The sequence below is a fragment of the Mycobacterium sp. IEC1808 genome (genome assembly GCF_002101935.1).
GTDB lineage: Bacteria > Actinomycetota > Actinomycetes > Mycobacteriales > Mycobacteriaceae > Mycobacterium.
The window spans coordinates 16867-36153 of record NZ_LQPV01000025.1; the positions used below are offsets into that span (position 1 = coordinate 16867).

At 68.5% G+C, this 19287-nt stretch carries 20 protein-coding genes; 10 read left to right on the plus strand and 10 right to left on the minus strand.

Going from position 1 to position 19287, the window contains the following annotated elements; translation table 11 throughout:
• The first annotated feature begins 25 nt into the window (after positions 1 to 25).
• Positions 26 to 460, plus strand: a complete 435-nt coding sequence (locus AWB92_RS15495) for a DUF4307 domain-containing protein (protein WP_085186830.1) — start codon at positions 26 to 28, stop codon at positions 458 to 460.
• A gap of 220 nt (positions 461 to 680) precedes the next feature.
• Positions 681 to 1175: a transcription elongation factor GreA gene (gene greA / locus AWB92_RS15500; RefSeq protein WP_066940885.1), complete on the plus strand. Its 495-nt coding sequence runs from the start codon at positions 681 to 683 to the stop codon at positions 1173 to 1175.
• 72 nt (positions 1176 to 1247) lie between these two features.
• On the opposite strand, the gene AWB92_RS15505 is transcribed toward greA, so the two are convergent.
• Entirely contained in the window at positions 1248 to 2414 is a 1167-nt protein-coding gene (locus AWB92_RS15505) for a cystathionine gamma-synthase (RefSeq protein WP_085186832.1), read from the minus strand.
• A gap of 98 nt (positions 2415 to 2512) precedes the next feature.
• On the opposite strand from AWB92_RS15505, the gene AWB92_RS15510 reads away from it, so the two are divergent.
• Positions 2513 to 2953 carry a low affinity iron permease family protein gene (locus AWB92_RS15510; protein WP_085186834.1) on the plus strand — a complete coding sequence of 147 codons (441 nt, stop codon included), beginning with the start codon at positions 2513 to 2515 and terminating at the stop codon, positions 2951 to 2953.
• Here AWB92_RS15510 and AWB92_RS15515 read toward each other — a convergent pair.
• The 3 genes from AWB92_RS15515 to AWB92_RS15525 form a co-directional block, all read right to left on the minus strand.
• Positions 2916 to 3569, minus strand: a complete 654-nt coding sequence (locus AWB92_RS15515) for an RDD family protein (protein ID WP_068105824.1) — start codon at positions 3567 to 3569, stop codon at positions 2916 to 2918. The genes AWB92_RS15510 and AWB92_RS15515 overlap by 38 nt on opposite strands.
• 81 nt (positions 3570 to 3650) lie before the next feature.
• A complete protein-coding gene (locus AWB92_RS15520) occupies positions 3651 to 5057 on the minus strand; it encodes a cystathionine beta-synthase (RefSeq protein ID WP_085186836.1) in 1407 nt (468 codons plus the stop codon).
• 40 nt (positions 5058 to 5097) lie between these two features.
• On the minus strand, positions 5098 to 6177 hold the full coding sequence (locus AWB92_RS15525) for an alpha/beta hydrolase (protein ID WP_085186838.1): 1080 nt from the start codon (positions 6175 to 6177) through the stop codon (positions 5098 to 5100).
• A 243-nt stretch (positions 6178 to 6420) separates the two neighbouring features.
• Between AWB92_RS15525 and AWB92_RS15530 the strand changes: the two genes are divergently transcribed.
• Positions 6421 to 7386: an SGNH/GDSL hydrolase family protein gene (locus tag AWB92_RS15530; protein WP_142282123.1), complete on the plus strand. Its 966-nt coding sequence runs from the start codon at positions 6421 to 6423 to the stop codon at positions 7384 to 7386.
• 75 nt (positions 7387 to 7461) lie between these two features.
• Positions 7462 to 8679, plus strand: a complete 1218-nt coding sequence (locus tag AWB92_RS15535) for an acetyl-CoA C-acetyltransferase (protein ID WP_068133515.1) — start codon at positions 7462 to 7464, stop codon at positions 8677 to 8679.
• Between the two features lie 116 nt (positions 8680 to 8795).
• Here the strand turns inward: AWB92_RS15535 and AWB92_RS15540 are convergent, their stop codons facing one another.
• The 3 genes from AWB92_RS15540 to AWB92_RS15550 all read right to left on the minus strand — a co-directional run bounded on the left by AWB92_RS15540 (position 8796) and on the right by AWB92_RS15550 (position 11816).
• Positions 8796 to 9689 carry an RNA polymerase sigma-70 factor gene (locus AWB92_RS15540; protein ID WP_142282117.1) on the minus strand — a complete coding sequence of 298 codons (894 nt, stop codon included), beginning with the start codon at positions 9687 to 9689 and terminating at the stop codon, positions 8796 to 8798.
• Positions 9686 to 10846, minus strand: coding sequence for an FAD-dependent oxidoreductase (locus AWB92_RS15545; RefSeq protein ID WP_085187022.1), 1161 nt, complete (start codon positions 10844 to 10846; stop codon positions 9686 to 9688). Before AWB92_RS15545 ends, AWB92_RS15540 begins: the two co-directional genes overlap by 4 nt.
• Before the next feature lie 133 nt (positions 10847 to 10979).
• Positions 10980 to 11816, minus strand: a complete 837-nt coding sequence (locus AWB92_RS15550; protein WP_085186844.1) for a Bax inhibitor-1/YccA family protein — start codon at positions 11814 to 11816, stop codon at positions 10980 to 10982.
• A 239-nt stretch (positions 11817 to 12055) separates the two neighbouring features.
• On the opposite strand from AWB92_RS15550, the gene AWB92_RS15555 reads away from it, so the two are divergent.
• Genes AWB92_RS15555 through AWB92_RS15565 form a run of 3 tightly spaced genes read left to right on the plus strand, consistent with a single transcriptional unit; the run spans position 12056 to position 15635 of the window.
• Entirely contained in the window at positions 12056 to 13093 is a 1038-nt protein-coding gene (locus AWB92_RS15555; protein ID WP_085187025.1) for an enoyl-CoA hydratase/isomerase family protein, read from the plus strand.
• A 13-nt stretch (positions 13094 to 13106) separates the two neighbouring features.
• Positions 13107 to 13886, plus strand: a complete 780-nt coding sequence (locus tag AWB92_RS15560; protein ID WP_085186846.1) for an enoyl-CoA hydratase — start codon at positions 13107 to 13109, stop codon at positions 13884 to 13886.
• 9 nt (positions 13887 to 13895) lie between these two features.
• On the plus strand, positions 13896 to 15635 hold the full coding sequence (locus tag AWB92_RS15565) for an alpha/beta-hydrolase family protein (RefSeq protein WP_085186848.1): 1740 nt from the start codon (positions 13896 to 13898) through the stop codon (positions 15633 to 15635).
• A gap of 50 nt (positions 15636 to 15685) precedes the next feature.
• Here AWB92_RS15565 and AWB92_RS15570 read toward each other — a convergent pair whose 3' ends face one another.
• Both AWB92_RS15570 and AWB92_RS15575 read right to left on the minus strand, forming a co-directional pair.
• Positions 15686 to 16120, minus strand: coding sequence for a rhodanese-like domain-containing protein (locus AWB92_RS15570; RefSeq protein WP_085186850.1), 435 nt, complete (start codon positions 16118 to 16120; stop codon positions 15686 to 15688).
• Positions 16120 to 16713: a cysteine dioxygenase gene (locus AWB92_RS15575; RefSeq protein WP_085186853.1), complete on the minus strand. Its 594-nt coding sequence runs from the start codon at positions 16711 to 16713 to the stop codon at positions 16120 to 16122. The genes AWB92_RS15570 and AWB92_RS15575 overlap by 1 nt, the downstream gene beginning before the upstream one ends.
• 112 nt (positions 16714 to 16825) lie before the next feature.
• Between AWB92_RS15575 and AWB92_RS15580 the strand changes: the two genes are divergently transcribed.
• Both AWB92_RS15580 and AWB92_RS15585 read left to right on the plus strand, forming a co-directional pair.
• Positions 16826 to 17269 carry a lipoprotein LpqV gene (locus tag AWB92_RS15580; protein WP_241523468.1) on the plus strand — a complete coding sequence of 148 codons (444 nt, stop codon included), beginning with the start codon at positions 16826 to 16828 and terminating at the stop codon, positions 17267 to 17269.
• Positions 17270 to 17358: 89 nt separating this feature from the next.
• A complete protein-coding gene (locus tag AWB92_RS15585; protein ID WP_142282118.1) occupies positions 17359 to 18414 on the plus strand; it encodes a patatin-like phospholipase family protein in 1056 nt (351 codons plus the stop codon).
• On the opposite strand, the gene AWB92_RS15590 is transcribed toward AWB92_RS15585, so the two are convergent.
• Positions 18415 to 19284: a patatin-like phospholipase family protein gene (locus AWB92_RS15590; RefSeq protein ID WP_085186859.1), complete on the minus strand. Its 870-nt coding sequence runs from the start codon at positions 19282 to 19284 to the stop codon at positions 18415 to 18417. It abuts the gene before it with no gap.
• Between the last annotated feature and the right edge of the window lie 3 nt (positions 19285 to 19287).

A 19287-nucleotide genomic window follows, 5' to 3' on the forward strand; every position in this document is an offset into this window, starting at 1 on the left:
ACCACCACTGCAGGCATACCCAGGCATGACCGAAACTTCCCCTCCGCGCCCCGAGGCCCGCTACGGGCGATCGCGGCTGTCGCGCGTTTCCCGGCGCCGGGTGGCCATCGGGTTGGCCGTGCTGGTCGTGGCCGCCGGCGTAGTCGTCGCCGTCGTCGGCTACCAGCGGCTCGGGAACAGTGACGTCACCGGCTCGCTGGCCGGCTACCAGTTGATCGACAACGAGACGGCGTCGGTAACGATCAGCGTGACGCGATCCGACCCGTCGCGCCCGGTCGACTGCATCGTGCGGGTCCGGGCCAAGGACGGCGGCGAGACCGGCAGGCGCGAAGTGCTGGTGGGCCCGTCCGACCAGGCCACCGTGCAGGTGACGACGACGGTGAAATCCGTCCGACCCCCGGTGATGGCCGACATCTACGGTTGCGGCACCGATGTGCCCGCCTACATGCGTCCGGCCTGACCGCGCGATAAGACGAACAGCGAATATTGAGTCATCATCTGTTTGCGCGGTGGTAACATGGATGAATGCACGGTTCCCCTAGGGACCGTGTATTGCTGCATTAAAGGCCGTCGGAAGGACGGAGCGGCGGTAGCCGGGGCGGGGACCCGAATACCCCGGCAGCGGGGTGCAAAAGCTTGCGCGAATACGCGAAACGAGAAAGAAATACGAGGACGACGAGATGACGGATACTCAGGTGACCTGGCTAACCCAGGAGTCGCATGACCGACTCAAGGCCGAGCTCGACCAGTTGATCGCGAATCGTCCGATTATCGCCGCGGAAATCAACGACCGCCGCGAAGAGGGCGACCTGCGCGAGAACGGCGGTTACCACGCGGCCCGCGAAGAGCAGGGCCAGCAGGAGGCCCGCATCCGCCAACTGCAGGACCTGCTCAACAACGCCAAGGTCGGCGAGGCGCCCAAGCAGTCCGGCGTCGCGCTGCCCGGCTCGGTGGTCAAGGTCTACTACAACGGCGACAAATCCGACAGCGAGACGTTCCTGATCGCCACCCGCCAGGAGGGCGTCAACGACGGCAAGCTCGAGGTGTACTCGCCCAACTCACCGCTGGGCGGCGCCCTGATCGACGCCAAGGTCGGCGAGACCCGCAGCTACCAGGTGCCCAACGGCAACACCGTCGAGGTCACGCTGGTCAGCGCGGAGCCGTACCACTCCTAGCGTTTCGCGCGAGCAGACGCAAAAGCCCCTCACACGCGGCGTGTCGGGGGCCTTTTGCGTCTGGTCGCCGTACTAGGCAAGCGCTTGTTCGAGGTCGGCCAACAGGTCGGCCTCGTCCTCGATGCCGACCGAAAGCCGCACCAGGTCGTCGGGGACTTCGAGTTGCGAGCCGGCCGTCGACGCGTGCGTCATGGCGCTGGGCAGCTCGATCAGCGACTCGACGCCGCCCAGCGACTCGGCCAGGATGAACACCTCGGTTCGGGCGCATAGCTGCTCGGCGGCCTGCCGGCCCCCGCGCATGCGAACCGAGACCATGCCGCCGAAGTCGCGCATCTGGCGCGCGGCGACTTCGTGGCCGGGATGCCCTGGCAGACCGGGATACAGCACCGCGCTCACCGAGGGATGCCCGGCGAGGAATTCGGCTACCGCGCAAGCGTTTTCGCTATGCCGCTGCATTCGCAGCGCCAGGGTCTTCAGACCGCGCATGGTCAGGTAGGCGTCGAACGGGCCCGGTACCGCGCCCGCCCCGTTCTGCAGGAAGGCGAACGCGTCGTCCAACTCCTGGTCGTTGGTGATCAGCGCGCCACCCACCACGTCAGAGTGGCCACCGATGTATTTGGTGGTCGAGTGCAGCACCACGTCGGCGCCCAGCGTCAGCGGCTGCTGCAGCGCCGGCGAAGCAAAAGTGTTGTCCACCAACAGCTTCGCGGAGTTTTGTTTGCCCAGCTCCGCGATCGCGGCGATGTCGGCGATGGTCAGCAACGGGTTCGTCGGTGTTTCCACCCAGATCAGCCGGGTGTGCGGGGTGATCGCGCCCGCGACGGCGTCCAGGTCGGACAGCGCAACCGGCGTGTACGAGACGTCCCACTTGGTGAACACCTTGTCGATCAACCGGAAGGTGCCGCCGTAGGCGTCGTTGGGGATGACGAGGTGGTCGCCGGGCCGCAACATCGCCCGCAGGGCGCAGTCGCCGGCCGCCATCCCGGACCCGAACGCGCGCGCAAAGGCGCCCTCCTCGACGGCCGCCAGCGAGGCCTCCAGCGCGGCCCGGGTCGGGTTGCCGGTGCGCGCGTAGTCGAATCCGCCGCGCAGGCCACCGACGCCGTCCTGGGCGAACGTGCTGCTGGCGTAGATCGGGGCGTTCACCGCCCCGGTCGCCGGATCCGGCCGGTACCCGGCGTGGATGGCCTTGGTGGCCAATCCCTTGAACTTGTGGTCTGCGCTACGGTCCTCGCTCATCGACGCTCAGCCTAGTGACAGGCCCGATCGGGCATGAAAATCGGTGACGGGGGTACTCGTCGTCGTCCCCATGCGATGACCAGCCAGGGAGAACCACCATGCCCGACGACAGCGCCACCCGGACCGAACTGTCCCTTTTCGATCGCTGCGCGACCTATACGGGCGAATGGGTTTCCAGGCCTTCGTTTTTCGCGATCTGCGTGCTGGTGGTGGTCGCGTGGATACCCACCATTTGGGCGCTGCCCACGGTCGATACCTGGCAACTGGTCATCAACACCGTCACCAACATCATCACGTTCCTGCTCGTCGCGTTGCTGCAGAACACCCAGTCGCGCAGCAATCGCGCGATGCAGCACAAGCTCAACGCGATCGCCGACGCGCTGCAATTCCTGACGGGTGAACTGGACGGGCAGCCGCCACGCCTTCAGCGGCACCGCGCCGCGTTGGGCGAGGCGGTCGGCTCGGAAATATGGATGGGTTCCCGGTCTGACCTGGGGCGGCTCAGCCCTCTTCGATCGGCAGGCACACGGTCGTCATGATCTTGTCCGCCAAGGTTTGCCGCTTGGCGTCCCACAGCGGGAACAGGTAGCCGAGGCCACAGATGAGCGAGTCAACGAAGTGCGCGATCTGGCGCACCACCGACATCCCGAAACCGATCGGCTGGCCGGTGACCTCGCTGACCACTTTGAACTTCATCACCGACTTGCCGATGCTCGAGCCGGTAACGCCCTGGCGGTAGCCGTAGTCCCAGACCAGGTAGGCCACCGCGGCCAGCCACGTCAACCAGAACGCCATGGTGCCGATGCCGCTGGGCTGGTTGACGCAGTACTGGTTGACGCTGTACTGGGTGATGTCGCTGACGCACGACTGTTGCGTCGTAAGGGCCTGAATGAGCGCGCCGATGCCGACCAGGATGCCGGCCGGGATGTTGTCGATGAGATACGCCAGCACCCGGGTGACCCACGGGGTGTAGGACTCCGTCGGCAGGGCGCGGATCGCCGGTCCGGGCGGGGGCGGCGCGTATCCGCCCGACGACGGGGGCGGCGGCGGGTAGGAACCGCCGGCCGGGGGCGGCGGAGGGGGCGGAGAGGCTTGTTGGCCACCGGCCCCAGGGGGCGGCGGGTAGGACTCGCCGGGCGACGGTTGATCGGACATGGGCAACCCTCCACTGCATTAGCTGAACCAGGCCGAATTACAGTACCTCGGGCCGGCCTGGCTAAGCGGTTTTAAGCGGCGTTAACGCCGGCCCGTGGATCCGCGGGGCCCCTCCGACAGGAATCCCAACAGGTCGTACCGGGTGATCACCCCGACCGGTTTGCCCTTCTCCACCACCATCAGCGCGTCCCAGTCGCGCAGTGCCTTGCCCGCCGCGCTGACCAGCTCACCGGCGCCGATCATCGGCAGCGGCGGGCTCATGTGCTGCGCGACGGCGTCGGCCAGCTTGGCCCGCCCCTCGAAGACGGCGGACAGCAGTTCGCGTTCGGAAACGCTGCCCGCGACCTCGCCGGCCATCACCGGCGGCTCGGCGCCGACCACGGGCATCTGCGACACCCCGTACTCGCGCAGGATGCCGATGGCGTCGCGCACCGTCTCGGACGGATGGGTATGCACCAGGTCGGGCAGCTCACCGGACTTGCGGCGCAGCACGTCGCCGACGCTGAACTCCTCGGTCGACCCGTCGAGGCGCGCGCGCAAGAACCCGTACGACGACATCCACGCGTCGTTGAAGATCTTCGCCATGTAGCCTCGCCCGCCGTCGGGCAGTAGGACGACGACCAGCGCGTCGGGTCCGGCCTCCTCGGCCACCTTGAGCGCGGCGACCACCGCCATCCCGCACGACCCGCCGACCAGCATCGCCTCCTCGCGGGCCAGCCGCCGGGTCATGTTGAACGAGTCGGAGTCCGACACCGCGATGATCTGGTCGGGAACGGTGCGGTCGTAGGCGTCCGGCCAGAAGTCCTCGCCGACGCCCTCGACCAGGTAGGGCCGACCGCTGCCACCCGAGTACACCGAGCCTTCCGGATCGGCTCCGATGATTTTGACGCGGCCGCCGGACACCTCCTTCAGGTAGCGGCCGGCGCCGGTGATCGTCCCGCCGGTGCCGATGCCGGCGACGAAATGGGTGATCTTGCCATCCGTGTCGGCCCAGATCTCCGGGCCGGTGGTGGCGTAGTGGCTGGCCGGTCCCTCCGGGTTGGCGTACTGGTCGGGCTTCCAGGCCCCCTCGATTTCCCGGGTCAGCCTGTCCGAGACGCTGTAGTAGCTGTCCGGGTGGTCGGGCGGCACCGCCGTCGGGCACACGACCACCTCGGCGCCGTAGGCGAGCAGCACGTTGCGCTTGTCCTCGCCGACCTTGTCGGGGCAGACGAACACGCACTTGTACCCGCGCCGCTGGGCCACCAAAGCCAGGCCGACGCCGGTGTTGCCCGACGTGGGTTCGACGATGGTGCCCCCGGGCCTGAGCTGCCCGCTGGCCTCGGCGGCGTCGATCATCTTCACCGCGATCCGGTCCTTCGAGCTGCCGCCGGGATTGAGGTATTCGACCTTGGCCGCCACGGTGCCGGCGCCGTCGGGAATGACGGAGTTCAGCCGCACCAGCGGCGTTCCCCCGATCAGGTCACTGATGTGCTGCGCGATCCGCATGCGTTCATCGTCTCAGGCGCTTTCGCGCGGCGCACACTCGCTAGCCGGTGGCCTCGCGAATGTAGTCGCCGATCTGGCGCAGCGAACGGACAGCCTCCGGAACCAGCGGCGCGGCCAGCTGGAAGTCGTGGACTTGGCCGGGCCACACCCGCACCTCGGCCGGCACCCCGACCGCCGCCAACCGCGACGCCGCCAGCTGCGCGTCGTGCAGCAACACCTCGGATCCGGAAACGTGGATGAGCGTCCGCGGCAGGCCGGGCTTGATGTGCTCCAGGGGCTCGTAGATTTCTTCGGGTTTGCCGTCGACCATGTTCTTTTCGGCCGCGCTAGCAACCAATGCGACGAGCGCGTCAAACGCGTTCGCGGAAAACATCGCGTCGCTCTTGATGTTGGGGTGCGCCTGCTTGCATTCCTTTGCTAGCTGCAGCAGTGGCGAGATCGCCACGATCGCCGCGGGCATCTCGGACTCGCCGTGCCCTTCCTCCTGCAGGCGTTGCGCCAGGGCCAGCGCGAGGTACCCGCCCGCCGAGTCGCCGGCGAGCACGATCTGGTCCGGCTCGTAGCCACGCTCGCGCAACCATTGGTACGCGTCGCGGCAATCATTGAGGGCCATGCCGACCGAGTGCTTGGGCAACAGCCGGTAGTTGACGACCAGCACCGGAGAGTCAGCAAACTTCGACAGTGTCTCGACGAGCCGGCCGTGCGAGTTTGCTCCACAAGTCAGAAACGCGCCGCCGTGCAGGTAGACGATCACCCGGCGGGTGCCGTCCGCGGGCAGCACTCCGGGGGCCCGCACCAGCTGCGCGGAAGCATTGGGCAAGTTCACCGTCTCGCGGACGGTGGCGGAGACCGGGAGCAGGACCCGGGCCGCGACGTCGATGAGACCCCACGGCCACGGCAGGTTGGGAACGTGGCTGCCGACGGACAGGACCGGCCGGATGGTGAGTCGGGATGCGAGGTTAGCTACCCGCGCAGCAACGCTGGGACCGGACTCGAGTACCTCGACCGGCGCGCCGTCGCTGATGGCAAATCTGCGTGCCTCAACTCTACGTCGCTTGAGAACCTCATGTGGCCGAACGGTATTCCGGGGGGAACCGGATACCTTGCTAGGTGCGGTCATGCTCAACACTTCCTACGCCCTTGTAGTCCGATACAGCATGTGACGAGGCAGCCAAGCGTCCGGTTCAGCCCACTCTCCAGGGCGTTCAGCCAACCCTTGAAACTTAGCTTGACAGCCTTTGCTGAGTAGAACGTTTGAAGAATCTGATTCGATACCACATTTGATTCACAACGTGACCACATTGTTCATAAGCCGCCCGCGCAAACCCTTGAGCCGAACTAAACTGGCCCTGTGACCATCCGGGTGCCGCGTCGTTCGACGATCGCCCTGGCCACAGCCGGCGCGCTCGCCTCGACGGGGACTGCCTATCTCGGCGCACGCAACCTGCTGGTTGGCCAGGCGGCGCACACGCGCACCGTCATTCCGAAGGCCTGGGACATCCCGCCGCGCGCCGACGGCGTGTACAACCCCGGCGGCGGGCCGGTGCAGCGGTGGCAGCGCGGCATGACCGCCGATCTGCACCTGATGATCTTCGGCGACTCGACGGCCACCGGATACGGCTGCATGAGCGCTGAGGAAGTCCCCGGCGTGCTGATCGCTCGCGGGCTGGCCGAGCGGGCGGGCAAGGTCGTCCGGCTGAGCACCAAGGCCATCGTCGGCGCCACGTCGAAGGGTGTCGCCGGCCAGGTCGACGCGATGTTCGTGGCCGGCCCGCCGCCGGACGTGGCGGTGATGATGCTGGGGGCCAACGACGTCACGGCCCTCAACGGCATCAGCCAGTCGGCGCAACGGCTGGCCATGACCGTGCGCAAGCTGCGCTCCCGCGGCGCGGTGGTGATCGTCGGCACCTGCCCCGATCTCGGTGTCATCAGCGCGATCCCGCAGCCGCTTCGCTCGCTGGCGCACGCGCGGACTTCGCAGCTCGCCCGCGCCCAGACCGCCGCGGTCCGGGGGGCGGGCGGCGTGCCGGTCCCGATGGCGCAGCTGTTGGCACCCCAATTCCGGACCGCGCCCGAGCAGATGTTCTCCGCCGACGGCTTCCACCCCTCGCCGACCGCGTACGCGCTGGCCGCCGAGGCGCTGCTGGAGGCGGTGTGCGACGCGCTGGGCATCGAGGTTGAAAGCCCGACGCCGGAGGTTTCGGTCCCCGCTCCCGCACCGAGGCTCGACGATTCTCCCGCACGGTTGACCCTCGTGACGCGGCTGTGGCGGCGCCCTACCGCCGCGTCCCCCGCCCCGTCTGATTCCCAGCCGGTCGGCACCGACTAGATTTGTTCTAGCCCGTCGGGGTGACAAAACACCCGTTTGGGAAGCGCGCCCGCGTCCGCTGGAAGGGAACAAACCATGCCTGAAGCCGTCATCGTCTCAGCCGTCCGCTCGCCGATCGGCCGCGCCATGAAGGGATCGCTGGTGTCCATGCGGCCCGACGACCTGGCCGCCCAGATGGTGCGCGCCGCGCTGGACAAGGTGCCCGCGCTCAACCCGCACCAGATCGACGACCTCATCCTGGGCTGCGGCCTGCCGGGCGGCGAATCCGGCTTCAACATGGCGCGCGTCGTCGCGGTCGAGCTGGGCTACGACTTCCTGCCGGGCACCACGGTCAACCGGTACTGCTCGTCGTCGCTGCAGACCACCCGGATGGCGTTCCACGCGATCAAGGCGGGCGAGGGCGACGCGTTCATCTCCGCGGGTGTGGAGACCGTGTCCAGATTCGGCAAGGGCAACTCCGACTCATGGCCCGACACCAAGAACCCGCTGTTCGACGAGGCCCAGGAGCGTTCGGCCGCCGCGGCTCAGGGCGCCGACGAGTGGCACGACCCCCGCGCCGACGGGAACCTGCCCGACGTCTACATCGCGATGGGCCAGACCGCCGAAAACGTCGCCATCCTCACCGGCATCAGCCGCGAGGAGCAGGACCGCTGGGGGGTGCGCAGCCAGAACCGCGCCGAGGAGGCCATCAAGAGCGGCTTCTTCGAGCGCGAGATCACCCCGGTGACCCTGCCCGACGGCACCACCGTCACCACCGACGACGGCCCGCGCCCGGGCACCACCTACGAGAAGGTCAGCGAGCTCAAGCCGGTGTTCCGGCCCAACGGCACGGTGACCGCCGGCAACGCGTGTCCCCTGAACGATGGCGCGGCCGCGCTGGTGATCACCAGCGACACGAAGGCCAAGGAATTGGGCCTGACGCCGCTCGCGCGCATCGTGTCCACCGGGGTCAGCGGCCTGTCGCCGGAGATCATGGGCCTGGGCCCGATCGAGGCGTGCAAGAAGGCGTTGGCCAGGGCGGGCATGTCGATCGGCGACATCGACCTGTACGAGATCAACGAGGCCTTCGCGGTGCAGGTGCTGGGTTCGGCGCGCGAGCTGGGCATGGACGAGGACAAGCTGAACGTGTCCGGTGGGGCGATCGCCCTGGGCCACCCGTTCGGCATGACCGGCGCACGCATCGCCACCACGCTGCTCAACAACCTGCAGACGCACGACAAGACACTGGGCCTGGAAACCATGTGCGTCGGCGGCGGCCAGGGCATGGCGATGGTGATCGAGCGGCTCAGCTAGCCGCGCCGCACGACTGCGTGTGAACACTGGGCTTCGCGTGTGAGTCGTGGGCGGCGACACGCCGAGCGGCTGCGCCGTCAGTGCACATCGAAACCGTGAGCGCACAACCAAATTCGTTAGCCGCGCCGAACCCCGTCCGCGACGGCGCGCAGCTTGTCCGGGTTGGCCACGTTGTGAATGGTGACGATGCGCCCGTCCGCGTCGAGTTCGACTGTGAGCGTGGCGATCACGCGGCCTGAGGCCGAGAAGACGATGCCCGGTCCGCCGTTGATGTCCACGACTTCGGCTGCCATATCGGCGATTTCGACGCCTTCGTACGGGCGCTTGGTAACACCGGCGAGCCATGCCGCGACCTTGGCCATGCCCTCGACGGGGCGCAGCGCCTGGCGCACCTTTCCGCCGCCGTCCGTCCAAAGCGTGACGTCGGGGGCGAGCAGCTGCATGAGGTCGTTGATGTCCCCGCCGGTCGCCGCGGAAAAGAAGCGTTCGGTGACCGCGCGCTTCTTGCCGCGGTCGGCCTCGAACCGGGGCCGGCGCGCCTGCACGTGGTTGCGAGCGCGGTGGCCCGCCTGGCGCACCGCGGCCTCCGAACGCTCGACGGCCGAGGCGATTTCGGCGTAGCTGAAGTCGAACACCTCCTTGAGGACGAACACCGCGCGCTCCAGGGGGCTCAGCGTCTCGAGTACGACCAGCATCGCCATCGACACCGATTCGGCGGCCGCGACGTCCTCGGCCGTGTCTTCGCTCGTGAGGATAGGCTCGGGCAGCCACGGCCCCACGTAGGTCTCCCGCTGGCGCCGCGTCGAGCGCAGTCGTTCCATCGACAGATTCGACACGATGCGCGAGAGGTAGGCCTTGGGGTCGGCGACCTGACCCCGATCGGCCGCCGACCACTTCAGCCACGCATCCTGGACCACGTCTTCGGCGTCGGCCGCCGAGCTCAGGATCCGATAGGCGATGGCGAACAACAGTTTCCGGTGTTCGACGAACGCGTGCTCGTCGGCGCTCATCGGGTGAAGCCCCCACCGCGCCGCCATGTCACGGCCCCCAGCGCTGGCAGCAACTTGAGCAATCGGTAGGTCGTCCACGGGCTGGCGCTCACCGTTTCCTTGTAGGCGACGGCCCACCGACCGGCCAGATAGAAACGCGACGGGCTGTCGTCGGGATGGGTGAACTGGATGACGGCGTCGTGTCGCCCCAGGCTCACCGGCTGGTGGACATAGCCGAAGCGAAATCGCTTGGTCTGCTTGCCCTTCAGCTCCCGCACGATGTTGGCCGCAGCGTGCACACCGGTCGGGATGCCGCTCTGGCAGGTGCCGTGCACGAGGCCATAGCCTTGCCGGACCGCCGCGGCGTCGCCGACGACGTACACGTCCGGGTGCGATATCGAGCGCAGCGCAGCATCGGTGATGATTCGGCCGCGGTCGTCGACGCGCAGGCCCGCGGCGGCCGCCAGCGGCGACACCCGCACGCCCGTGGCCCACAGCACCGCGCGCGCCGCGACGACCTCGCCGTCGGCCAGGGCGACCCCGTCGGGCATCACCTTGACAATCTCGACGCCGGAACGCACCCGCACGCCCAACCGGTCCAACCCGGCATGCAGGCGGGCACGCGCCTTGGGGCCCATCGTCGATCCGGGTGTCTGCCGGCTCAGCAGGACGACGTCGAGTTCGGGATGCCGCTCGGCGATCTCGGCCGCCGATTCGATGCCGGTCAGGCCGCCGCCGGCAACTACGACCGTCCCGGCGTCGAGCCGATCCAGCTGCTGGGCCAGCAACGCGGCGTCGTGGGCGCTGTTGAGCGTGTAGGCGAATTCGTCGACGCCGGGCACGACCTCGGTATCGGCGACGGCGCCGAGCGCGTAGACCAGGGTGTCGTAGCCGATCGTGCGCTCGTCGTCGAGACGGACGGTCCGCGCGTCGGCGTCGAGGCCGGTGACCCAGCCCTGGACGAACTCGACGTCGGTGCCGGCGAGCATGTCCGGGATCTCAAGGTCGGCCAGCCGCTGGCCCGACGCCGCCTGATGCAGGCGCAGCCGCTCGGTGAAACGAGCCTGCGGATTGACCAGGGTGACGCGCACGTCGTCGCGGCCCTTGACCCGGCGCGCCAAGCGGGTGGTGGCCGCCATGCCGGCATAGCCGGCGCCGATGATCACGATGTGCTTCATGATGCTGCCTTTCGCGAGCGAATGTGTGCTGACAACCAGCAGACGCATCCAGCGGTCGCGGATGTGACATCGCGCGGGCGCACAAAAAAACCGGCACGCCTGCGGGCGTGCCGGTTTTCCGTCGGAGCCGGGGCTAGTCGTTTTGCAGATAGCTGAGCAGGCGCAGGATCTCGAGGTACAGCCAGACCAGGGTCACTGTCAGGCCCAGCGCGATGCCCCACGCCGCCTTCTCCGGCGCGCCCGCCCGGATCATCTGGTCGGCCGCGTCGAAGTCGATCAGGAAGCTGAAGGCCGCGATGCCGATCATCACCAGCGAGAAGATGATGGCGATCGGTCCGCCGCTGCGCAGGCCGAGGCCCGTGCCGCCGCCGACGTGGAACATCGCCAGGATGAAGTTGCCGAGCATCAGGAACAGCGCTCCGAACAGCGCGGCGACCACCATCCGGGTGAACTTGGGCGTGACCCTGATGGCGCCCGTCTTGTAGACGACGAGCATCCCGAAGAAAACACCGACGGTGCCCAGAACGGCCTCCCCGATCAGCGCGCCGGCGTTGGCGTTGGAGACCTGGAAGTTGGCGAAGACGAACGAGACGGCGCCGAGGAAAAGCCCCTCGAGAACCGCGTAGCTGAGCACGATCGCCGGGCTGTCCTGCTTGCGCCCGAAGGTGGCGATCAGCACCAACCCGAGGCCACCGAGCGCGCCGATCAGGGTCAGCGGCATCGCTAAGGCTAGGTTCGTGGCCACCATGAAGTAGGACACGATCGCGGCGCCGATCAGCACGGCCAGCGTGATGCCGGTCTTGGTGACGACATCGTCGATGGTCAGCGGCCGAGACGCCCTGGTGTCCTGGTAGGGAGCCACGTAGGGGTCGGCCTGGTAATAGCCCTGGGCCGCGCCAGTGCCGAATTGCGCGTATCCCCCGCTCTGCCTGGGCAGCGAACGAAATACCGGGTTACTTGTCTCCCGCACCGTCGGATCCTCTCTTAATGGCTATGGGTTCGAGCTGTGCGAACACCTGCTCAACGACCAGCGGGTCGCCCTAGTTCCCAACGGACCTGCTGTTTTCTCGGTGTTTTGAGGCTATTTAACGGGCTCTGCTGTTGTCGTCCGGTCAAACATAAACCTTACCCGCGGGGATCGCTGCGGTCGTGACGATCTAGATTGCTGGTCGAGACCGGGCGGCGATTGGGAGGACGAGAGCGTTGACCGTGGCAGCTGTCGAATCCGACGAGGTCCTGACCCGGGTTGAAGGCGGCGTCGGGTTGATCACGCTCAACCGGCCCAAGGCGATCAACTCGCTGAATCAGACGATGGTGGACGCGTTGACCGCGGTGCTCACCCATTGGAAAAACGACGACGCGGTGCGGGCGGTCGTGCTGTCCGGGGCGGGTGAACGCGGATTGTGCGCCGGCGGCGACGTCGTGGCCGTCTACGAAAGCGCCCGCAAGGATGGCGTCGAGGTCCGGAAGTTCTGGCGCGACGAGTATCTGCTCGACGGTCAGATCGGGCGCCTCGCCAAGCCGTACGTGTCGTTGATGGACGGCATCGTGATGGGCGGCGGCGTGGGGGTCAGCGCGCATGGCAGCGTGCGCGTGGTGACCGAAACCTCAAAGGTGGCAATGCCGGAGGTGGGCATCGGGTTCGTTCCCGACGTCGGCGGGGCGTTTCTGTTGTCCCGCGCGCCGGGTGCGCTGGGACTGCACGCCGCGCTGACCGGGGCGCCGTTCTCCGGGGCCGACGCCATCGCCATGGGATTCGCCGACCACTACGTCCCGCACGACGAACTGGACGCGTTCGCCAAGGCGATCGTCGAGGACGGCGTCGAGGGTGCGCTGGCCGCGCATGCCATCGAACCACCACCGAGCGACCTTGTCGCCCAACGTGATTGGATCGACCCGTGCTTCGCGGGCGACACGGTGGAAGAAATCGTTGCGGCCCTGCGCAGCCATGGCGGCCCGGCGACCGATGCGGCCGACCTGATCGCCACCCGCTCCCCCATCGCCGTTTCCGTGGCGCTGGAGGCGGTGCGTCGCGCCGCCAAGATGGACACCCTGGAAGAGGTTCTGGTCCAGGACTATCGGGTGTCGAGCGCCGCGGCCCGCTCCCACGACCTGGTGGAGGGCATCCGTGCGCAGATCATCGACAAGGATCGCAATCCCAAATGGTCCCCGGCGACGCTTGCCGAGATCACCGCGGCCGACGTGGAGGGGTATTTCGCGCCGGTCGACGACGACTTGAAATTCTAGAAAGGCGGTTGGCGTGACAGAGAACTACGAGACCATCCTCGTCGAGCGCGATCAGCGGGTCGGGATCATCACGCTGAACCGGCCGCAGGCGCTCAACGCCCTCAACAGCCAGGTGATGGCCGAAGTCACCAGCGCGGCAACCGAATTGGACGAAGATCCCGGAATCGGTGCGATCATCATCACCGGTTCGGCCAAGGCGTTCGCGGCCGGCGCCGACATCAAGGAAATGTCCGCCCTGACCTTCGCCGACGCGTTCGGCGCCGACTTCTTCGCCGGCTGGGGCAAACTCGCCGCGGTCCGCACCCCGACCATCGCCGCGGTGGCCGGACACGCGCTGGGCGGCGGCTGCGAGCTCGCGATGATGTGCGACCTGCTGATCGCCGCCGACACGGCGAAGTTCGGCCAGCCGGAGATCAAACTCGGAGTGCTGCCGGGCATGGGCGGTTCGCAGCGGCTGACGCGTGCCATCGGCAAGGCCAAGGCCATGGACCTCATCCTGACCGGGCGCACCATCGACGCCGCCGAAGCCGAACGGAGCGGCCTGGTTTCGCGGGTGGTGCCGGCCGACGACCTGCTGACCGAGGCCAAGGCCGTCGCCACCACCATTTCGCAGATGTCGCGCTCGGCGGCGCGAATGGCCAAGGAGGCCGTCAACCGGGCCTTCGAATCCACCCTGTCCGAGGGGCTTCTCTACGAGCGCAGGCTGTTTCATTCGACGTTCGCGACCGAGGACCAGTCGGAGGGGATGGCGGCATTCATCGAGAAGCGGCCCCCCAACTTCACCCACCGATAGGACGCTTCGATGAGCGACCCGGGTCCCGCGACGACCGCTCCCGACGACGAAGCGGTGCGCGAAGCCGCGCCGGAAGCCGCTGAGGCACCCCACAAGCACGAGGCGCATCCGCATGAAAAGCCTTGGTGGGTGCGCCACTACACCTTCATGGGCACCGCGGTCGGCCTGGTTTTCATCTGGTTCTCGATGACGCCGTCGCTGCTGCCGCGAGGCGCGGTGTTTCAGGGCCTCGTGAGCGGGTTCTCCGGGGCCATCGGCTACGGGCTGGGGGTCTTCGCCGTCTGGCTGGTCCGTTACATGCGCACCCGGAACTACAGCCCGCCGCCGCCGCGCTGGGCGTGGAAGGTGCTGATCCCGGTCGGGCTGGTCGGCATGGTCGTGATGGCCATCCGGTTCCACGTCTGGCAGGACCGTGTGCGCGACCTGATGGGCGTCGCGCACCTGAAGTGGTACGACTACCCCATCGCCGCGGTGCTGTCGATCGTGGTGCTGTTCACGCTCGTCGAAATCGGCCAATTCATCCGGTGGCTGATCAGTTTCCTGGTCGGGCTGCTGGACCGGATTGCACCGTTTCGCCTCTCGGTGACCATCGTCGTGGTCGCGCTGGTGGTGCTGAGCATCACCTTGATGAACGGCGTCGTGCTGAAGTTCGCCATGCGGACCATGAATAACACCTTCGCGTCGGCCAACGACGAGGAGAGCCCCGACACGGCACCACCCAAAACGCCGCTGCGGTCCGGTGGCCCGCAGTCGCTGGTGTCGTGGGAGTCGCTCGGCCGGGAGGGTCGCGTCTTCATCGAGGGTGGCCCGCGGGTCGACGAGCTGACCACGTTCAACGGATCCCCGGCCATGCAGCCGATTCGCGCCTACGCCGGGCTGAACTCCGCGGACGGCATCACCGCGACCGCCGAACTCGCGGCACGCGAGCTGCTGCGCACTGGCGGGCTGCAGCGCGCCGTCGTCGCGGTCGCGACGACCACCGGCACCGGCTGGATCAACGAGGCGGAGGCTTCGACGCTGGAGTACATGTACAACGGCAACACCGCGATCGTCAGCATGCAGTACTCGTTCCTGCCGAGCTGGCTTTCGTTCCTGGTGGACAAGGAAAACGCCCGCCACGCCGGCCAGGCGCTGTTCGAGGCCGTCGACCGGCTGATCCGCCAGATGCCGGAAGGGCAGCGACCCAAACTCGTCGTGTTCGGCGAAAGCCTGGGATCGTTCGGGGGCGAGGCGCCGTTCATGAGCCTGAACAACGTGCTGGCCCGCACCGACGGCGCGCTGTTCAGCGGGCCGACGTTCAACAACACCATCTGGACCGACCTGACCTCGACGCGCGACGCCGGCTCCCCGGAGTGGCTGCCGATCTACAACGACGGCAAGAACGTCCGATTCGTTGCTCGCGCAAGCGATCTCGGCCGTCCGGACGCCGCATGGGATCACCCGCGGGTGGTCTATCTGCAGCACGCCTCCGACCCGATCGCCTGGTGGACTCCGGATCTACTGTTCGCCAAGCCGGACTGGCTGCGCGAGAAACGCGGCTACGACGTGCTGCCCGAGACCTACTGGATCCCGGTGGTCACGTTCCTGCAGGTCTCGGCCGACATGGCGGTCGCGGTCGACGTGCCGGACGGGCATGGGCACCACTACGTCGCCGACGTGGCCAACGGCTGGGCCGCGGTGTTATCGCCGCCCGGCTGGACGCCGGAGAAGACGGACAAACTCCGGCCGCTGCTGCACTCCAACGGCTAGCGGCGATCGCAAGCGCGGCATAGCCGGGCGCGGCGGGTCGCCGCCATCTGCTAGAGCCAGCGTCGAACGGCGTTCGCCAGCCCCGGGCTTGCGCCGCCCGAATCACCGAGCAGCTGGTCCAGCACACCGGAACCGGCCAGCGCGTGGTAGCCGCCGATGACGTCGGTGGCCCGGAGCAGGCCGATATCCAGCAGCGCGGCCGCCGCCAGGCTGGACGTGTAGCCCTCGGAGCACACGATCACCCACTCGACGTCGTCGTCGACGGCCTCCGGCAGCCGGGCATCGCTGGTCGGGTCGCAGCGCCACTCCAGGACGTTGCGCTCGATCACCAGCGCGCCCGGTATCTCCCCCTCGCGGAATCGCTGGGCCTGCGGCCGGATGTCGACCAGCACGGCCCCGCGCCGCAGCGCCTCGGGCACCTCGACGGCGCGAAGGCGGCGAAACCGGCGCCGGGCCGATCTCAGGACGACGTCGATGCGGCTCATCAGGGTCCCTCCGGTTGGTCGGTCAGTTCGGTGCGCTGGCGGCGCAGCCGGTTGCGCTCGGAGACTTCGTAATACGACATCGCCGTCAGCGGCGGCGAGTAGGCGTGCACGCTCAGCGTCGGCTGCACCTTGAAGGTGGCCACCGGCTCCGGGACTGGCCTGGGCGCCCACACCACGTCGTGCACCCAGCCGAGCGGGAAGCCGGCCTGATCACCCGCGTCGAGCCGGCGTCTGCGCAAACCCCGCCCGTCCCAACGGAATTCGTTGAGCGATCCGGACACCACGGTCAGCGCGCCCAGCGACCCGCCGTGGTCGTGCAGCTCGGTGGGATGACCGGGGACCCAGCTGATCAGCCAGACGTCCAGCTCGTCGTCGCCGTGGATGCGGGTGAACCAGCGATTGGACTCCGGTATCCCGCCCTTGGGCAGCAGGTGGTCGCAGCGCCCGCTGAGAACCTGATCGGCGGCCTGGTCGGTGGCATGTAGCAGGTCGGGCACCCGCAGCCGGGTGGGTCCCGAGGACGGCGGCGAGGCGGTCAGGGGGCGAAGCGCACCGGAGGCGACGGGACGCGTCGTCGCAACGGGAACAGACATTGGGGAGCTCCAGGGTGAACGGATCGGGCAAGCGGCGGCGGGTCAGGGCCGACAACACTCGCAAAATCCGAAGCGCTCCATCACGGCAGCCAGTGTTGCATAGATTGGGATGGTGCGTTGGTGCGGTCGTTCCCCCGGGCAACGGGGTGGGGTGCTCGTCGCGGCGTTGTTGGTGGCGGTCACGGGCTGCTCGCAGGGCGCACCCAACGGCGGGGTCGCCGTGCCGTCGGCACGACCGTCGGGCATCCCGGGCGGCCCCGCGTCGCCGCCGCCCGGCGCGGTCGGCCTCTCGCCGGACGGGGTGACGACCAGGGTCGATGTGCCCGCGGATTCGACCGAGGAGGAGTATTTCCAGGCCTGCCACGCCGCAAAGGTCTGGATGGAGGCCCAGCCCAAGGCGGATGGGTCGCTGTTCGAGCCGTACCTGCGGATGGTCCAGGCGTCGCAATCGGGCACGGCCGGCACCTGGAACGCCCGGTGGGCAGACCTGACACCGGCCCGACAGGCGGCCGTGATCACCGCCGCCCGCGCGGCCGCCAACGACGAATGCGGGTAGCGTTCCGCGCCCCGCGCCAATTGTGATCATGGGTACAAAAACTGCCTCCCCCGCCGCCGAGGGGGGCTTCGGCCGAGCAAAATGAACGCATGCCCGGCGGACGTGGCGGAACGGTGGCGCGTCGATCTTCGCCGACCCGGGTGGCGCTGGCGCTGGGCAGCGGCGGGGCCCGCGGTTACGCCCACATCGGGGTCATCGAGTCGCTGTCAGCGCGTGGCTACGAGATCGTCGGCATCACCGGTTCGTCGATGGGTGCGATCATCGGCGGTCTGCAAGCGGCGGGACGCCTCGACGAGTTCGCCGAGTGGGCGAAGTCGTTGACGCAGCGCACCATCCTGCGGCTGCTGGACCCGTCCATCAGCGCGGCGGGGGTGTTGCGGGCCGAGAAGATTCTGGACGCGGTGCGCGACATCCTCGGCCCGGTCACCATCGAGCAACTGCCGATTCCCTACACGGCGGTGGCTACGGACCTGCTGGCCGGCAAGTCGGTGTGGTTTCAGCGCGGCCCGCTCGACGAGGCGATCCGGGCGTCCATCGCGATTCCCGGCGTGATCGCCCCGCACGAAGTGGGCGGACGCCTGCTCGCCGACGGCGGCATCCTGGACCCGCTGCCGATGGCCCCGCTGGCCGCGGTCAACGCCGACCTGACGATCGCCGTGGGCGTCAGCGGCAGCGAGGTGATCCCCAAACGAGAGCCGGAGCCGGGCGCCACCTCCGAATGGTTGAACCGCATGGTGCGCAGCACTTCTGCGCTGCTCGACACGACGGCAGTCCGGTCACTGCTCGACCGGCCGACAGCGCGCGCCGTGTTGAGCCGATTCGGCGCGGACGCCTGGTCGGATGAATGGGAGGCGGAATCGCCCTCGGGCGCGGGCGAACTCGACGAGACCAGCGTCGTTCCGAAACTGGGCAGCTTTGAGGTGGTGTACCGCGCGTTCGACATCGCGCAGTCGGCGCTGACCCGCCATACGCTGTCGGCCTATCCGCCCGACCTGCTGATCGAGGTGCCGCGTTCGACCTGCCGCAGCCTGGATTTTCACCGTGCGGTGGAGGTGATCGCGGCGGGACGCGCCGAGGCCGATCGGGCACTGGACGCCTTCGAAACCGACCCGGAACAGACGAGCCCGCCCGCGCTCGAGGGTTGATCAGGCGCCCAGAAAGCGCGCCACGGCCCGCGCCTCGCGGCGGCCCTGTTCGCGCCCGGCCACCGCGGAGTCGATGCGGCAGCGCGGGTCCAGCGGGTTGGGCCCGAAAGCGGCCAGCGAGTCGTCGTCGGCGAACACCGGGTGGGTGGCGCCGGCGAACGCGGCGATCTCGGCGGCGGGCCCGGCGCCGAACGGCGCCGGCGCGTCGGGCCCCGACGGGACCAGCACCACGGCCGCGTCGCAATCGCCGGCCACGTCGAGGTTGACCGAGCTGCCGACGCCGCCGTCCATGTAGCGCCGGTCGCCGATCGTCACCGGCGGCCAGGCCCCCGGCACCGCGCAACTGGCCGCCACCGCGTCCACCAGCCCGACGCCGGAGCCGCGGTCGAAGACCACCAGTTCGCCGGTGGCGACGTCGATTGCGGTGATCCGCAGCGCCCGGTCTGGCCAGTCGTGTGACGGCAGGCGCTGGGCGATTACCTGGCGCCGGACGGCCTCTGGGACGGTCTGGGTTGCCAGCGCCACGGCCCCGATCCGCCGCATCTGCTGTTCGGTCCTGTCCAGCGCGTCGTCGTAGGGCTGGCCCAAGGCTGTCAAAAAGACCTCGGTGATGTCGTCGATGTCGACGCCGGAATCGATCTCGGCCGACGACTCGGCGACCTGCCGGTCGAACAGCGCCTCGATCGGGCAGCCGCTGCCGATCTGGGCGGCGACCGCGGAACCCGCCGAGGTCCCCACCAGCACCTCCGAATCCAGCAGGAGCCGGGCCGCCGCCGGGGATTCGTCGGCAATGCCGCGCAGAACCCCTGTCTCCCAAGCGATTCCGGCTATCCCGCCGCCGGCCAGCACGAGCGCGCGTCTGGTTGCCACCGC

What these genes read in the sequence shown, in the direction of transcription:
- AWB92_RS15575 (WP_085186853.1), bottom strand. Translation starts at nt 16,713, where the DNA reads ATGTCTGTTCCCGTTGCGACGACGCGTCCCGTCGCCTCCGGTGCGCTT.
- AWB92_RS15520 (WP_085186836.1), bottom strand. Translation starts at nt 5,057, where the DNA reads ATGCGGATCGCGCAGCACATCAGTGACCTGATCGGGGGAACGCCGCTG.
- AWB92_RS15505 (WP_085186832.1), bottom strand. Translation starts at nt 2,414, where the DNA reads ATGAGCGAGGACCGTAGCGCAGACCACAAGTTCAAGGGATTGGCCACC.
- AWB92_RS15535 (WP_068133515.1), top strand. Translation starts at nt 7,462, where the DNA reads ATGCCTGAAGCCGTCATCGTCTCAGCCGTCCGCTCGCCGATCGGCCGC.
- AWB92_RS15495 (WP_085186830.1), top strand. Translation starts at nt 26, where the DNA reads ATGACCGAAACTTCCCCTCCGCGCCCCGAGGCCCGCTACGGGCGATCG.
- AWB92_RS15540 (WP_142282117.1), bottom strand. Translation starts at nt 9,689, where the DNA reads ATGAGCGCCGACGAGCACGCGTTCGTCGAACACCGGAAACTGTTGTTC.
- AWB92_RS15515 (WP_068105824.1), bottom strand. Translation starts at nt 3,569, where the DNA reads ATGTCCGATCAACCGTCGCCCGGCGAGTCCTACCCGCCGCCCCCTGGG.
- AWB92_RS15510 (WP_085186834.1), top strand. Translation starts at nt 2,513, where the DNA reads ATGCCCGACGACAGCGCCACCCGGACCGAACTGTCCCTTTTCGATCGC.
- greA (WP_066940885.1), top strand. Translation starts at nt 681, where the DNA reads ATGACGGATACTCAGGTGACCTGGCTAACCCAGGAGTCGCATGACCGA.
- AWB92_RS15545 (WP_085187022.1), bottom strand. Translation starts at nt 10,846, where the DNA reads ATGAAGCACATCGTGATCATCGGCGCCGGCTATGCCGGCATGGCGGCC.
- AWB92_RS15565 (WP_085186848.1), top strand. Translation starts at nt 13,896, where the DNA reads ATGAGCGACCCGGGTCCCGCGACGACCGCTCCCGACGACGAAGCGGTG.
- AWB92_RS15585 (WP_142282118.1), top strand. Translation starts at nt 17,359, where the DNA reads ATGCCCGGCGGACGTGGCGGAACGGTGGCGCGTCGATCTTCGCCGACC.
- AWB92_RS15570 (WP_085186850.1), bottom strand. Translation starts at nt 16,120, where the DNA reads ATGAGCCGCATCGACGTCGTCCTGAGATCGGCCCGGCGCCGGTTTCGC.
- AWB92_RS15525 (WP_085186838.1), bottom strand. Translation starts at nt 6,177, where the DNA reads ATGACCGCACCTAGCAAGGTATCCGGTTCCCCCCGGAATACCGTTCGG.